We start from the raw sequence: 14,334 nt of genomic DNA, 5'->3' as shown, positions 1-14,334 counted from the left end.
GAATCTTGTTCGGTCAAACTCACTTCTAAAAGCCGAAACGCCCGATTTTTCGTTCTCACTCTTCCTTGTCTACTGGTCTACCTGTCTTCTAAGTCTTACCTCAACCCCAATCTTAAAAAACCTACCCTTATGAGCTGGGGGTGAGGGCTGGCGTAGCACGTCAGGAAAGGGCGCACGTCGGGAAAGGGCGCACGTCGGGAAAGGGCGCACGTCAGGAAAGGGCGCACGTCGGGAAAGGGCGCACGTCGGGAAAGGGCGCACGTCGGGAAAGGGCGCACGTCGGTGCGCCCCTACGGTTTGGTTTAGGGGAATTCTGCCTAGACGCGCAATTCCACACATCTTGGCTTGCTACTCTACCGCGATGATACAATATCAACGATAGGGAATAGGTCTACCAACAGGTTCGGTTAGCATGGTGTGGGAGGTTGAGTATACCGATGAATTTGAGGAATGGTGGATAACACTCGACGAAGCCACGCAAATTTCTATTGATGTTGCTGTTAGATTACTTGAAGAAAGGGGACCCAATCTCCCGTTTCCTTACACTTCAAAGGTGAAACTGTCTCGTCATTCCCAAATGAGAGAACTACGTGTACAGCACAAAGGGGAACCCTATCGCATACTTTATGCTTTTGATCCGCGTCGAGTTGCTGTACTACTTTTAGGGGGTAATAAAGGGGGAAATGATCGGTGGTATGACGAGAATATTCCCAAAGCCGATTTACTCTACGATGAACTTTTGCAAGAATTATCGGATGAGGGTTTGATATGAAACGAAAGCCAATCGGTGAGTTAAGAAAACAAATGACACCTGAACAACTAGCCGAGAGTCAAACTCGCGCTCAACTGGCGTCGTTGTCTCTGACTTTAGCCGAGTTACGTCAATCTCTCGGTGTTACCCAACAAGATATGACTGATGAACTTGGTGTTGTTCAGTCTGCTTTGTCTAAACTTGAAAATCAAGAGGACATTCAAATTTCTACTCTATACCGCTATATTAAGGCTTTGGGTGGAACGCTCCAACTGGTTGCTCATTTCCCGGATAGAGATGTGATTATTTCTCAGTTCGAGTCTTAGCGATGGGAGAGCGCACGTCGGTGTAGGGCGCACGTCGGGCAAACAAATGAATTGTGACGATTACGGGAAACCTCAACTCCCCTCTTGCTCCCCTCTCCCAAGCTTGGGAGAGGGGCTGGGGGTGAGGGCTGACTGGGGGTGAGGGCTGATATCATGTCCGGTTGAATACTCACATTTAGGTGGAGACAAGGCAGAGGGCAGAAGGCTCCAGGGCTCCAAGGGAAGGAGCAAGGTTGCAAGGAAGAAGGATATTATGGTTATTTCGGCGGACATGATATGACTGGGAGTGAGGGCTGACTGGGAGTGAGGGCTGACTGGGGGTGAGGGCTGGCGTAGCACGTCGGGAAAGGGCGCACACCATTTGAGGGCGCACGTCTGTGCGCCCCTACTCGCCCGGTAAAGACTTGGAATCGGAGGGTTCTGTATATTGGCAGAAAATATTTAACCCAATCTTGAGAATATACAATACCACCACGGTGGCGATCGCAGGATCGAGAGGTAAGCCAGCTAATCCCACCAAATACACGATTAATCCCGTCAGCAAGGGTGTACTTCCCGGATTCTTGGTATATTCCTGTACCTTGGTGCGAAAGCTATCATCACCACACAATTCCTGACGCAACTGGTTCAGTGTCACCTCCCACAGGGATTTGTCGGCAAAATCTGGAATTGAACCATGTTGCTGAAAATACAGTTCCTCAAAGGATGCCTCAATATCCCCATTATGGTCTTTGAGAACTGCGATCGCGTCTTGGGCGGGATCATCATTGGGTAATATGGTTTGATCGGAATTCAGTTCCGAGGGGGTAAGTTGAGTATTCATACTGTCTACACAGGCTCAATTAGGGGCGCAACGCGAAGTCTGACACTATAGGGAAATCATGATTTGGTATCGATTGTAGCCTGAGACATTGATCGATGCGATCGCGAAAAGCTAATAACCGCTAATATGGATACTTTGGCAAATTCTTTGTAAATTACCGGGTAACAAAACTGCGATCGTTTTCCGGTGCTATTGGACTCTGGTTTCATTGGTTCCATAGTATAGCGCTACGCGCTAGGCTTTCTTGCAATAGGCAATGGGCTTTCTTTGAAGAAAAACACTTACCTTACAATAGACACCGTAGGGGCGCACAGACGTGCGCCCATTACCAACCTGCGCCCGATTTAAACCTAAAATCTATCCCATCATTTTAGCTACATCACACCAGTCGTCTGTGATGCAAGCGTTTATGGCGAAGACAGCGCAACTACGAGCAATTATCAAAATTGTATGCTGAAAAGGGAGAGGATAGTACACCTCTATCCCAAAATGGTCACATCTGCGACCCCTGATTCGACTTCATGACTTAATCCCTTATCGCTGATCAGTTTAGCATCCCTATGGCATCCGCTCCTCATCTCCCGAATCAACCTTGGTGCTTCCACTGTCCCCAACTTGACGATATCCTCGATCGCACTCCAGTTACGGTGACGCTGGATACGCCTGTGGTTGAGGTTTTGGCGCGAATGAGTCAGGTGCAGGGATGCTTCTGTTCCCAGGATGGAGAAAAGACGCTAGAATCCCCACAGAATCCCTTATTGTCTCCCTCTACTAGCTGTGTCTTAGTTACCCAGGGGACTCAGCTTGTGGGTATCTTTACTGAACGGGATGTGGTGCGCTTAACTGCACAAGGGCGCAATTTGGCGGGGGTGAGTATTCGTCAGGTGATGAGTCCCCCAGAGTATCGCCTCAAATCGAGCGAGTTTCGGGATGTTTTTAGCATTCTGGGTATTCTTAAACAATATCAGATTCGTCATCTGCCTGTGGTGGATGATCAGGAACAATTACTCGGTGTAATTACCCTCTCCACCCTGCGTTCGGTGATTGAACCCTCTCATTTGCTGAAGCTACGAACGGTGGATGAGGTGATGAATAGGACGGTGATTCAAGCCACTGTGGATACCTCAGTTCTCAAACTAGCACAGTTAATGGCACGACATCGGGTTAGTTGTGTGGTTATATGTCAAGACATTCCGGAAAAAAATTTACAAACACCATTAGGAATTGTCACCGAACGGGATATTGTTCAGTTTCAGGTATTGGGCATCAATCTAAGTGGATTACAGGCAAAAGATGTGATGAGTCAACCCCTATTTTGCCTGCATCCCACGGATAATCTTTGGCACGCCCATCAGGAAATGCAGCGTCGTTATGTACGGCGATTAGTGGTTACGGGTGATCAGGGGGAATTGGTGGGAATTGTCACTCAAACGCGGTTGCTGCACGTTCTTGATCCGATGGAAATGTACGGCGTAATTGACCAACTCCAGCAAGTCATCGGTCAGTTAGAAGCCGAGAAAATTGACTTATTAGAAAGTCGCACTACTCAACTGGAAGAATTAGTCCAATCGCGCACCCAGCAATTACAAAAACAGGCGGAACGGGAACATATTTTACGGTCGATTGCCCAACGGATTCGCTGCTTCCTAAAACTCCCGGATATTTTCCAAGCCACAGTTCAGGAAGTGCGGCAATTACTTCATTGCGATCGCGTCTTGGTTTATCAGTTCTCCGAAGATTGGAGTGGGGAGATTGTGGCGGAATCAGTGGGCAATTTCCCCTCAGTTATCGGATCACAAATTCGTGATGCTTACTTCCAAGAAACTAAGGGGGCTGACTATCTGAATGGGCGACGTCAGGTGGCGCATAATATTTATCATCAAGGGTTAACTCCTTGCCATTTAGAACTCCTGGAACAGTTTCAAGTCAAAGCCATTCTCACCGTTCCGATTATTATTAACGAACAACTTTGGGGCTTATTAGTTGCCCACCATTGTACCGCCCCTCGTCAATGGGAACCCCAGGAATTAGACTTATTAGAACAACTCAGCGTGCAAATCGCGATCGCGATTCAACAAGCGAATGCCTTTTCCCAATTGCAAACGGAACTCGCGGAACGGCAAAAGGCAGAACAGTTGGCAAAGGCGACGCAAGAACGACTGCATTATTTACTCTCGGCGAGTCCCACTGCGATTTATAGCCGCCAGTTTATTCCTCCCTATCAAACCACGTTCATTAGTGATAATATTACCGCCCTAATTGGCTATACCCCCGCCGAAATTCTAGAACAACCGGATTTTTGGTTAAATCATATTCATCCTCAAGACTTACCCACCGTTCTCACCGGATTTGCCCAACTGTTTCAACAAGGCTATTCGATTCAAGAATATCGGTTTAAACAGAAAAATGGAGAGTATCTTTGGCTACAAGATGATTGGAAACTGATTCGCAATGACCAAGGAATTCCCCAAGAAATTATTGGCGCATGGCTGGATATTTCCCATCGGGTACAGGCACAGGAACAAGCCCAAACCAGTAAGAAACTATTAGAGTTATTCTATGAATCTGCCCCCGTGGGCTTATGTATTACCGATGAACAATGGCGACTGGTGCGGGTGAATCCCGCCTTCTGTCAACTGTTTGCTTATCCCCATGATTATTTATTAGGACGATCCTTAACCGAATTCTTTGACCCCCATCATTCTGGGGAATGGCAGGTGCGGCGTCATGATGGTAAATTTATTGATATTCAGGTGACCACTGGACCGATCATGCAGCAAGGGGAACGCTGTTTGCGGGTAACCACAGTTACAGATATTACCGAACGCAAAAAAGCCGAACAAGCGATTCAATCCATGGCGGGACAATTGTCTACAGTGATTGATACCGTGGGCGAAGGAATTACTCTAAGTAATAGTCAGGGAAAATTCCGTATCTTTAATTATCAAATGCAGCAAATTACGGGCTATACCCGCCAAGAGGCAAACCGTTGTGATAATTTCATGGCGAAACTTTATCCTGATCCGGTTCTCTATCAGCAGGTGAAGCAATGGCAAAAAAATCCCAGTAAGAAGCGCAAACTGAGAACGCTGGAAACGACATTTTCCGATAAAAACGGGGTTCAGAAAACTCTGCTTGTCTCCCATTCCATTATTCATCAAGATAATCAACTCTTCTTTTTAAGCGCCTATCGAGATATTAGCGATCGCAAACAGGCGGAAGAATCGCTGAAACACTTAAATGAAGCCTTAGAAAAGCGAGTGCAAGAACGAACCACGGCGTTAGAACAGACAGTGGAACAACTCCACCGAGAAATTAAGGAACGCCAGCAAACGGAATTAGCCCTACAAGACTCTCATCGCAAGATTAATAATATATTAGAAAGTATTACTGAAGGCTTTTTTGCCCTAGATAAAGATTGGCGGTTTACCCACTTTAACTCCCTATTATCCCCTTTAATTAATCGTCCCGTCGCCGATATGATTGGCAGATGTATCTGGGAGGAATTTCCTGACGCTATGGGAACGAAGTTTGAAACCATCTATCGCCAAGCCGCGCAGGAACAAAAACCGATGGCGTTTGAGGAGTTGTATGCACCGAACAACACCTGGTTTGAAGTGCGAGTCTATCCCTCGGAAGACGGGTTATCTGTCTATTTTCGGGATATTAGCGATCGCAAAAAAGCAGAATTGGCGTTGCAAGAGAGTCAGCGATTTATCCAACGGATTGCGGATACGAATCCGAATGTGTTATATATTTATGATATTGTTGAACAACGGAATATCTATATTAACCGTTCCGTGGCTCAAGTGCTGGGTTATAGCCCGGAACAGATTCAGCAGATGGAATCCAAACTGTTTGAATCGCTAATGCATCCCGATGACTTAGCCCACATTTTACGCCAGCATCAACGCTTTGATACCGCCAAAGATGGTGATATTATTGAATGTGAATATCGGATGCGCCATGCAGATGGTCAATGGCGTTGGTTATATAGTTGGGATACCATTTTTACGCGCACATCTGAGGGGAAACCGAAACAACTTCTGGGTACAGCGTCAGATATTACGTCGCGCAAACAGGTAGAAGAAACCCTACGCCAACAGGTGGAACGAGAACGATTAATCAGTGCGATGTCTCGACGCATTCGCCAATCCCTAGACTTGGAGACAATTCTGACAACGACGGTTGAAGAAGTCCAACAATTACTAATGGCTGACCGAGTATTAGTCTATCAGCTTTTTGAAGATAATCGCGGACGGGCAATTGCGGAAGGGGTAGCGTCAGGATTTCCCCAGTTATTGAATATTATCTTTCCAGCGGAAGCCTTTCCCCCAACCTGTTATCGGAATTATGTTCAGGGACAAGTGTATGCTTTAGCCGATCGCGATCGCGAAGAGGTTCTACCCTGTATGGTAGACTTCATGCGGGAGTATGCAATCCGGGCAAAACTGGTTGTCCCGATTGTGCAACAGGATATCCTCTGGGGATTACTAATCGTCCATCAATGTTCCCATCCGCGAGAATGGCAAACCTGGGAAATTGAGTTACTTGTCTCCCTAGCCACCCAACTCGCGATCGCGATTAAACAGTCTCAATTATACGAGCAATTGCGCCACAATAATGATATCCTAGCGACAACGAATGCGGAACTCGCCCACGCCACTCGGTTAAAAGACGAGTTTCTGGCAAATATGAGTCATGAATTGCGAACGCCACTGAATGCGATTTTAGGGTTATCGGAAAGCTTACAAGAAGAAGTCTATGGGGAGATTACCGAAAAACAGCGCAAGTCTCTCGCCACGATTGAAAAAAGTGGTAGACATTTACTGGAGTTAATTAATGATATTCTCGATTTAGCCAAGATTGAATCCGGGAAGTTGGAGTTAAACCTGACAGCCGTTAGGATTAGCCAACTGTGTGATGCGAGTTTATCCTTGATTAAACCGCTAGCGTTAGATAAAAACATTACGTTGACGGATAATATTGCGGCGGGATTAGGAACGATTCTGGGCGATGAACGACGCTTACAGCAAGTCTTAATTAACTTATTAAGTAACGCGGTGAAATTTACCCCAGAGGCGGGACGGGTGACGGTGGAAATTTATAAGGAAGATGGGGGAGATGAAGGAGAGAAGGAAGTCAACTCTACATTTAGTCAGGGCGGGTTTTGTTCAAACATTACTATCAATAGCGAAACGAAAATCCCTAAACCCGCCCCGACAAACCATACCCTTGAGGGGCGCGAAGGGTTAACACTCACAACTTCCCCAAATGAGATGCTTTATATCAGTGTCAGTGATACGGGAATTGGAATAGCCCAAGAACATCTGGAGAAACTCTTTCAATCTTTTGTCCAAATCGATAGCAGTTTATCCCGGCGTCATCAGGGAACAGGGTTAGGATTAGCATTAGTCCGGCGGATTGTGGAATTACATGGGGGATGGGTAACCGTAGACAGTGAATTGGGAAAAGGGAGTTGCTTTACCGTGAGACTACCTTGGCGTTCTCATCCAGTGAATCATTCCATCGGTTCCCCAGAAGAAAAGGCGACGTTAGGGTGTAATGTATCAGACATTGAAGATACAACGTTACCGCGAACCACTCCCTTAATTTTATTGGCTGAAGACAACGAAGCCAACACCCAAACCCTATCCGATTACTTACAGGGAATCGGCTATGAAATGATCATGGCAAAAGATGGCAAAGAAGCCGTACAACTCAGCCAACGACGCAAGCCTGATTTGATTTTAATGGATATTCAAATGCCAGAACTTGATGGGTTAAGCGCCACCCAACAAATTCGCGCCAATCCCCGCACCGCCAACATCCCGATTATTGCGATAACTGCACTGGCGATGTCAGGCGATCGCGAAAAATGTTTAGCCGCAGGTGTATCCTATTATATGACCAAACCTGTGAATTTGAAGAAGCTAGCAACGATTATCAATGCCTTACTCAATGGATAGGCACATATAAACATGAATTAGAAAATGTTCCCCCTTACACCATCTAACTACTACACCATCAAACCGTAGGGTGCGTTAGCGAAGCGTAACGCACCATCTAATATCATGTCCGCCTAAACAGTCATTATTCCCTTTTGCCTTGCAACCTTCCTCCTTCCCTTGGAGCCTTCTGCCTTCTGCCCTCTGCCTTGTCTTAACCGATAGTGTAAGTATTCCACCGGACATGATATAACTCACCTCAAATACCAGATTAGCTCAAGGCGCGACGTTGAGCATCGAATAACTCCTGAATTCCGGTTTCTGCCAAATCAATTAACTGATTAAGCTGAGTCCGACTAAAGCTTTCCTCTTCCGCCGTTCCCTGAATTTCAATAATGTTTAATTCGTCATTCATGACAATATTGAAATCCGTTTCAGCCGCGACATCTTCTTCGTACTTTAAATCCAAAAACGGCTCACCCGCCAACAGTCCCACCGAAACCGCCGCGATTTGGTGACGGATTGGCGATCGCTCTAATTCTCCGGCTTGGACTAATTTATCTAACGCCTCAGCCAGGGCGACATATCCCCCAGTAATCGAAGCCGTGCGGGTTCCCGCATCAGCTTGCAGCACATCCGCATCCACAAAAACAGTGCGTTCTCCCAAGGCGGTCAAATCCACAGCCGCTCTTAAACTGCGTCCAATCAACCGTTGAATTTCTTGAGTTCGACCAGATAGTTTGAGTAATTCCCGGGTTTGGCGTTGGGGTGTTGCTCCAGGAAGCATCCGATACTCGGCGGTTAGCCAACCACTACCTGTTCCTTCCAGAAACCGGGGGATTCCCGCCTGAATGGTGACATTACACAACACTTGGGTATCACCGCACTTGGTCAAAACAGAACCCGGTGCAAATTTAGTGAATCCGCGGACAAAACTGATGGGACGGAGTTGGTTGGGTTGGCGATGATCAGGACGTTGCCAAGACATGGTAGTACTTCTGAGTCAGAACGTGGTTTGGTTAAAAAACGTTAAACTTCCAGTTCAAGTTTGGTCAAGATATTTTGCTGAACTTGCTCTGGCGGTTGGTCGCCGTTTATTGTCAACAGCTTGTGACGATAGTCATAGTACTCCAGGATGGGAACGGTGCGCTCGTGGAATAACTCGATACGGCGCTTTACGATATCTGGATTGTCATCAGGACGAGACTGTGCTGATGATTGACTATCTTGAGCATGGTTTTGTGTTCGCTTGACTGAACGAGTCATCATCACGGATTCGGGTACAGTTAAGTAAATTGCCCAATCTAGCTGCTGATTTAAGTCCTCAAGCAGAAAATCTAATTCCTCGGCTTGGAACGCAGTACGGGGATACCCTTCTAACACCCAACCCTTAGCCGTGTCAGGTTCTAGCAGGCGCTGGCGCATGAATTCGATTAGGATTTCATCAGGGACTAATTCTCCCTTCTCGACGTAGGGCTGCGCCTTACGACCTAAATCGGTTTGAGCTGCGATCGCACGACGCAAAATGTTACCACTGGAAATCTCCACGATCCCTAAATGGCGACACAACTGTCGCGCCTGCGTGCTTTTCCCTGACCCTGGACCTCCCAGAATCACTAGTCTCACGATAATAGCTCCTCTGTTCCTAGGCTGGACAAGTCTTTGACCATAAATGTTGCACCAATCCTTTGCATCTGGGCAGGTTTTGACGCTACTAACTACTGACCGTCATTTTGCCACGAATCCCCCTGGATGAACATTCTCCGAGACTGACTCTTGACGGACTTGTAGATATGGTGTTTGATTAGGGATGCCACTGAAAAAAATACGCTATATCTTGTTTGCTGCATCAGTTGAATTTCTACTTAGGTTCCTTGAGGGACTTGTCGGTTGTGTGATACAGTGACAATGTAGACGTGCAGGGATCGGGGAAAAGGGAGGACTTGTTGAATTAAGTTTAAACGGCTCGAATCCCCAGCCCAAAAGGATTCGGTGGAATAGGAGTAGCTGCGTGGCGATCGCGACTCAGGCATTGAAAGCGGATTCTGCCCACAAGCTGTGCTGCCAAAACGCTAGACAAAGCGACCATGAGACACAAATCAAGGAAAGCTTGAAGGGTGTCGATCAGATTCATTGCTCTTTAATTGTTGACTATGGTTTCCCAGTTAGAAACTCCCACCCTTAATTCAACCCATCACCTGACCTACACGCTAGAAGGGCTGGTACAAGTCTTTACCAGTTCCCAACGCAGCTTTTTTACCAATGTGATTGCCCAAGGCTTGAGAATGGCGGGACAGGGAACACCTGTGCTGGTGGTTCAGTTTCTCAAAGGGGGTATTGGTCAAGGACACCAGCATCCGATTCGGTTAGGACAGTATTTAGAATGGATTCGTTGCGACTTACCGCGATATATTGATACTCCAGAGTTAGATGAGGCAGAACATAAATCGCTCAAGCAGTTGTGGCATCATACTCAGCAGGTAGTGTATGAGGGGAAATACTCTGTCATTGTCCTCGATGAATTGAGTTTAGCCATCAACTACGGCTTAATCCCCCTAACTGAAGTCTTGAGATTTCTCGAAAGTCGCCCCAGTTCCGTAGATATTATTCTCACAGGACCCGATATGCCGCCCGAATTGTTGGATGTGGCTGACCAAATCACAGAAATTCGTCGCAGTCATCAGCCTTAGTCCCTACAAGCTGAAGAGATAACAAGCACCACTGTAGAGACGTTGCATGCAACGTCTGGAACATCATTCAACCGGACATGATATCAGGTGTAGAGAAAGATATGATCCCAGATGTAATCGATTAATCGTTTAGCATCATTTAAAGGCAGAACTTGACAACATCCTTGCTTATCTTTCGTCAATAACGGGATTTCCGGCAGACTTGCCGTATCTTTGCTATCTTGCACCAATTTACCCCGGATCTTCTCTAAATTATGAATCGGACCATTGATATCAAAATCAATCTTTGTACCAAACGTCTCATCCATCCAGGTTTCAATTCGGTTATCCAACTGTTCCGAGGTGAGGGGCTTTGGGCTGGTTAACAGATGATAATAAACCAGAATAATTTCTTTACATTCCTCTTCCTCCGCCGCATCAATTAAGGCATGAAACACGCTGGCATTATTTGCCATATTCTTAAAAAACAGGGTTTCGGTCACAGTTTGGCGGAATTTAATCTGCTTACTCTTGTAATTGCTGTACTGCTTATAGGCAAAACCGCCTAATGTCACCAGTAGCGATAACACAGCAACGAGGACGGGCATAATATCACGCACCTCCTCTTCACTTGCCTGGACTGTCTCCAAAACCGAGGGTCCCATGGTAAAAAATAAAATAGCCCCAATCACAACGAGAAGTTTAGGCAGAACTCTCAGGATGACTGGAACAGCGGCACCAACAGCCGGAACAATTAAAAAGAGACGGTCTTTCCAGGTCATGCTAATTTTGATATTGGGGAAAAGGAGTTCCAAGTCAAACTTAGGGATATTCTTGTAAAAATAGAGATACATTTTCCCTGGTGTGAACTGGAGAGAATCTAGTTCATCGCCTTTTTGTTTGAAATAATCGGTGTCTTTGAATTTAATCAATAAAACGACTCGTTCAAAGAGATTTATTCTTTTTTCTTTTTTCTTCAAAAACTTTTTAACCTGAATCGTTTTTTCATAATCCCCGCGACAGTAGCAGACGAGTTGATCAAATTCATCAAAATCAACATCAGTTTTCAGTTGAATTAAGGACTTTTCTTTAAAGGCGCGTTGTAAACTCTTCGGAGAGAGGGGAACATAATTGGCGCGTTCTAGAATCGTCTGAAAGTCGGTCACCACATTCGCTTCGCGTTCAGCTAGCTTATCGGGAGTGAGTTCAATCCTCGATTGAGTATCAGCATCAGGGTTGAACGGATCATAATTATCTTTTAACCGTTCCAAATAGGCATGAAACTTAAAATGATAATAGGCAGAAAGTAGGGTACAGAATTCTCGAAACTGTTGCACCTTCTCCTTCGGTAACTGTCCATCGTCTAGGCACAGTTCGATTAAGTCACTGCGGCGATAGGGAATAAACGCTTCTCGGTCTTGATAAGTTGCCATAAGTAGTCGGGCAAAATTAAAGTTAACTCTTGAGACTAGGGAATAGGGTACAGAAAAGACCCTTCGCTTTGCTAGTCGGACATGGTGCGGGAGTGTGTAGGGGCGGGTTTTACCACTATCCTTTCCTTAGCACCTAGATGTAACTAAACCCGCCCCGACTGAATGCGAGAGTTTTGACCCTTCACTTCGGAAAGAGAGCATGGTTTTGACAATCTTTAACTCAGTCCGACAAAATTGATGTCCAGGTACTTATTTCACAGACACAAATCCAGCACCAATTCCCTGTGACGGGTCACGAAGTCTGATATTTTTAATCGGTACAGCGGAACAAGGTAATGGAGATGCCCAGCATCGGACTGTCCAGTCGGCTGGATAGACATAGGTAACATCATTTACTTGGTCAGATACTAGATTAACACTCGGTAAGGGAGGAGGTAAAATTAATCGCGATTGAGCATTATCCTGAATCAGACCCACAGTAGTCAAGCCAACTAAAAATAGGGAAGTAAACAGGATTGTTTGAGGTTGTTTTAGGGTATGAGTGAATCGAAACAGCGGCTGGGTTAATTTAGAGGGGATTTTCTCCAACATAGTTTGACCATATATCGCCCCAAATAAAGCTGGGATAAGCAGAAAATATCCCAAGCCAAACCGGAGTAAAGGACTTTGGATCATAATAAATGTAATGCCGAGTAATCCCAATAATACTATCCAGGCAGTTCCTAATTTGAGGTGTTTTTTAAATTGTCGGAATATCGGGATAGAAAAAATAATAACAAAAATTGTGATAAACGCCATTATTTGCGATTTAACCGAACCTTTTAGCCATCGCCAAACACCTAAAGCTATAGCTGTCACTCCCGACTCATCTGAATCCGAAAAAACCCACCAAAACTTGATGGGCTTAGTTTCATTTATGGCTTTTTCGATGGGAACTGACCAAGGTAGGTCAAGGCACATAAAGGTTGAAGGATACAGGGGACATCCGGATGTGGTCAGGCTATATAAAACCATGGGTGATAGGATTACTAGAGTAATAGCACTGCCTGTCAGTAGCCGCTTAATTTGTAGTTTAAACTGATTACCTATCAGATAAAACAGAAATCCTATGGGGAGCAGCGGTAGCGCCGAAAGCTTAACGGTTACGGCTCCGGCTGATAGGATTAGGGGGATAGTTTTGGCATCAAAAAGAGGCGTTTTGGCATCAGTATCCCGTAAAGAAGACTGAGCGCTGTGTGAAATAACCAGAATTGTCCAGCCTGTCACCCCAATCAGAAACGCTACGGTTACATCAGGGGAAAATGAGATAAGGATCGGGGAACCCGTTAACGCGGTTCCTGTATAAACGAGAATAGCGATCGCTGAAAATATGAATAAAAACCAGTCTGATAAGCGTCCTTTCCGGCTGACGATTTGATTCAGTGTAATTAGAGACTGTAAAATAGCAATAAGGAAGACAAAACCATTGGTAATCGCACTGACTCGACTGCCAAAAATTGGCGATGTAAGTGGTGCGGCGAGAGCAAACCAAGAGGAAGTAAAGCCAAACTTGCCATTGATTAGCGCTAACCCATTAACCGCGCCAAATTGAGACATCCATCGCATAGAACCAAAGTGATAAAGTCCGGTGTCAAACCAGACTATTTTTTGACTGGTAAAAGCGGCAACAATTAGTTCTAAGGTAATAAATCCAACGATGAAGCTGGGAGAAAGAATTGAGCGAAGTGTCGCCAGTTCACGCCGGGTTGACTGAGACAGGAGAGATAGGGTGACTAAACCCAGGACAAGGACAAAGCCAACGGCGCTGGATAACGGTAAAATCAAGGAAATTGCCAGCAGGGAGACGCACAGGACAACGATTCCCAGCCAGACGGCGGCGATGAAGCGATCGCCTCTGCGATCAATGCGATCGGCTTTCAACCGATTCACAATAGCTGTGCCAATTGACAAACAAACACCAATTAGAAAAAGCCAGGTAATCATAAAATAAAGCATTCAGCACCTCTAGTCATGACTAGCGCGATCGTTGCTATTTCTCATTTTCATCTACTTTACGCCCAAAAGGTACGTTATTAGACCGCGTGGACTGTAGCAATTTTATTGCTAGTACCACATTGTTATAGGCTTCCCGATGACCGATGAGGGCGAGTCGATCAAATTAATAGACTTCCCCATGCAAGATAATCCAGCGACTCGCCCCTACAGGACACCTCTGTAGTCCCCCTTTTTAAATCCCCCTCCCGTCCCCCCTTACAGGTGTAGGTTTTTTATTTTATGGTTGGGACAAGACAAGGAGGACAAGGAAGGAAAGTAGACAAGGGGGAAAAACCGTACAAAATTAGGTTCGGTCAAGCTAACTTCTAAAAGCCGAAACGCCCGATTTT

The 14,334-nt window shown here is 45.8% G+C and carries 10 protein-coding genes; 4 read left to right on the top strand and 6 right to left on the bottom strand.

All coding sequences use genetic code 11. From position 1 onward, the window contains the following. Positions 1-412: 412 nt before the first annotated feature. Both RIE73_RS33065 and RIE73_RS33060 read left to right on the top strand, forming a co-directional pair. The gene (locus RIE73_RS33065; protein ID WP_044204653.1) at positions 413-772 is read left to right on the top strand and encodes a type II toxin-antitoxin system RelE/ParE family toxin; all 360 of its coding nucleotides are present in this window, start codon (positions 413-415) and stop codon (positions 770-772) included. Next, the gene (locus RIE73_RS33060) at positions 769-1,077 is read left to right on the top strand and encodes a helix-turn-helix domain-containing protein (protein ID WP_446347716.1); all 309 of its coding nucleotides are present in this window, start codon (positions 769-771) and stop codon (positions 1,075-1,077) included. Before RIE73_RS33065 ends, RIE73_RS33060 begins: the two co-directional genes overlap by 4 nt. A gap of 385 nt (positions 1,078-1,462) precedes the next feature. On the opposite strand, the gene RIE73_RS33055 is transcribed toward RIE73_RS33060, so the two are convergent. Then, positions 1,463-1,900, bottom strand: coding sequence for a hypothetical protein (locus RIE73_RS33055; RefSeq protein ID WP_446405198.1), 438 nt, complete (start codon positions 1,898-1,900; stop codon positions 1,463-1,465). Positions 1,901-2,460: 560 nt separating this feature from the next. Between RIE73_RS33055 and RIE73_RS33050 the strand changes: the two genes are divergently transcribed. After that, on the top strand, positions 2,461-7,869 hold the full coding sequence (locus RIE73_RS33050) for a PAS domain S-box protein (RefSeq protein ID WP_446405197.1): 5,409 nt from the start codon (positions 2,461-2,463) through the stop codon (positions 7,867-7,869). A 250-nt stretch (positions 7,870-8,119) separates the two neighbouring features. Here the strand turns inward: RIE73_RS33050 and rph are convergent, their stop codons facing one another. The 3 genes from rph to RIE73_RS33035 form a co-directional block, all read right to left on the bottom strand. Next, positions 8,120-8,836 carry a ribonuclease PH gene (rph, locus tag RIE73_RS33045; RefSeq protein WP_446405196.1) on the bottom strand — a complete coding sequence of 239 codons (717 nt, stop codon included), beginning with the start codon at positions 8,834-8,836 and terminating at the stop codon, positions 8,120-8,122. 41 nt (positions 8,837-8,877) lie between these two features. Further along, entirely contained in the window at positions 8,878-9,474 is a 597-nt protein-coding gene (locus RIE73_RS33040) for an adenylate kinase (RefSeq protein WP_446405195.1), read from the bottom strand. A 331-nt stretch (positions 9,475-9,805) separates the two neighbouring features. After that, the gene (locus RIE73_RS33035; RefSeq protein ID WP_446405194.1) at positions 9,806-9,937 is read right to left on the bottom strand and encodes a hypothetical protein; all 132 of its coding nucleotides are present in this window, start codon (positions 9,935-9,937) and stop codon (positions 9,806-9,808) included. 64 nt (positions 9,938-10,001) lie between these two features. Here RIE73_RS33035 and RIE73_RS33030 point away from each other — a divergent pair, with 64 nt between their 5' ends. Beyond that, complete coding sequence (locus RIE73_RS33030; protein WP_446405193.1) at positions 10,002-10,538, top strand: P-loop NTPase family protein; 537 nt, start codon at positions 10,002-10,004, stop codon at positions 10,536-10,538. Between the two features lie 83 nt (positions 10,539-10,621). Here RIE73_RS33030 and RIE73_RS33025 read toward each other — a convergent pair whose 3' ends face one another. Together RIE73_RS33025 and RIE73_RS33020 are read right to left on the bottom strand one after the other, a co-directional pair. Next, on the bottom strand, positions 10,622-11,950 hold the full coding sequence (locus tag RIE73_RS33025; protein WP_446405192.1) for a DUF3754 domain-containing protein: 1,329 nt from the start codon (positions 11,948-11,950) through the stop codon (positions 10,622-10,624). Between the two features lie 249 nt (positions 11,951-12,199). Beyond that, positions 12,200-13,933: an LIC_10190 family membrane protein gene (locus tag RIE73_RS33020; protein WP_446405191.1), complete on the bottom strand. Its 1,734-nt coding sequence runs from the start codon at positions 13,931-13,933 to the stop codon at positions 12,200-12,202. Positions 13,934-14,334 lie beyond the last annotated feature (401 nt).

Origin of the sequence: Coleofasciculus sp. C1-SOL-03, assembly GCF_040220555.1 — a bacterium.
Lineage (GTDB): Bacteria > Cyanobacteriota > Cyanobacteriia > Cyanobacteriales > Coleofasciculaceae > Coleofasciculus.
Note: the sequence above shows the minus strand (reverse complement) of the source record. Positions and strands in the feature narration are given on the sequence as shown.

Coding starts and splice junctions, on each gene's coding strand:
- RIE73_RS33060 (WP_446347716.1), top strand. CDS start 769: ATGAAACGAAAGCCAATCGGTGAGTTAAGAAAACAAATGACACCTGAA.
- RIE73_RS33035 (WP_446405194.1), bottom strand. CDS start 9,937: ATGGTCGCTTTGTCTAGCGTTTTGGCAGCACAGCTTGTGGGCAGAATC.
- rph (WP_446405196.1), bottom strand. CDS start 8,836: ATGTCTTGGCAACGTCCTGATCATCGCCAACCCAACCAACTCCGTCCC.
- RIE73_RS33020 (WP_446405191.1), bottom strand. CDS start 13,933: ATGATTACCTGGCTTTTTCTAATTGGTGTTTGTTTGTCAATTGGCACA.
- RIE73_RS33025 (WP_446405192.1), bottom strand. CDS start 11,950: ATGGCAACTTATCAAGACCGAGAAGCGTTTATTCCCTATCGCCGCAGT.
- RIE73_RS33050 (WP_446405197.1), top strand. CDS start 2,461: ATGGCATCCGCTCCTCATCTCCCGAATCAACCTTGGTGCTTCCACTGT.
- RIE73_RS33055 (WP_446405198.1), bottom strand. CDS start 1,900: ATGAATACTCAACTTACCCCCTCGGAACTGAATTCCGATCAAACCATA.
- RIE73_RS33065 (WP_044204653.1), top strand. CDS start 413: ATGGTGTGGGAGGTTGAGTATACCGATGAATTTGAGGAATGGTGGATA.
- RIE73_RS33030 (WP_446405193.1), top strand. CDS start 10,002: ATGGTTTCCCAGTTAGAAACTCCCACCCTTAATTCAACCCATCACCTG.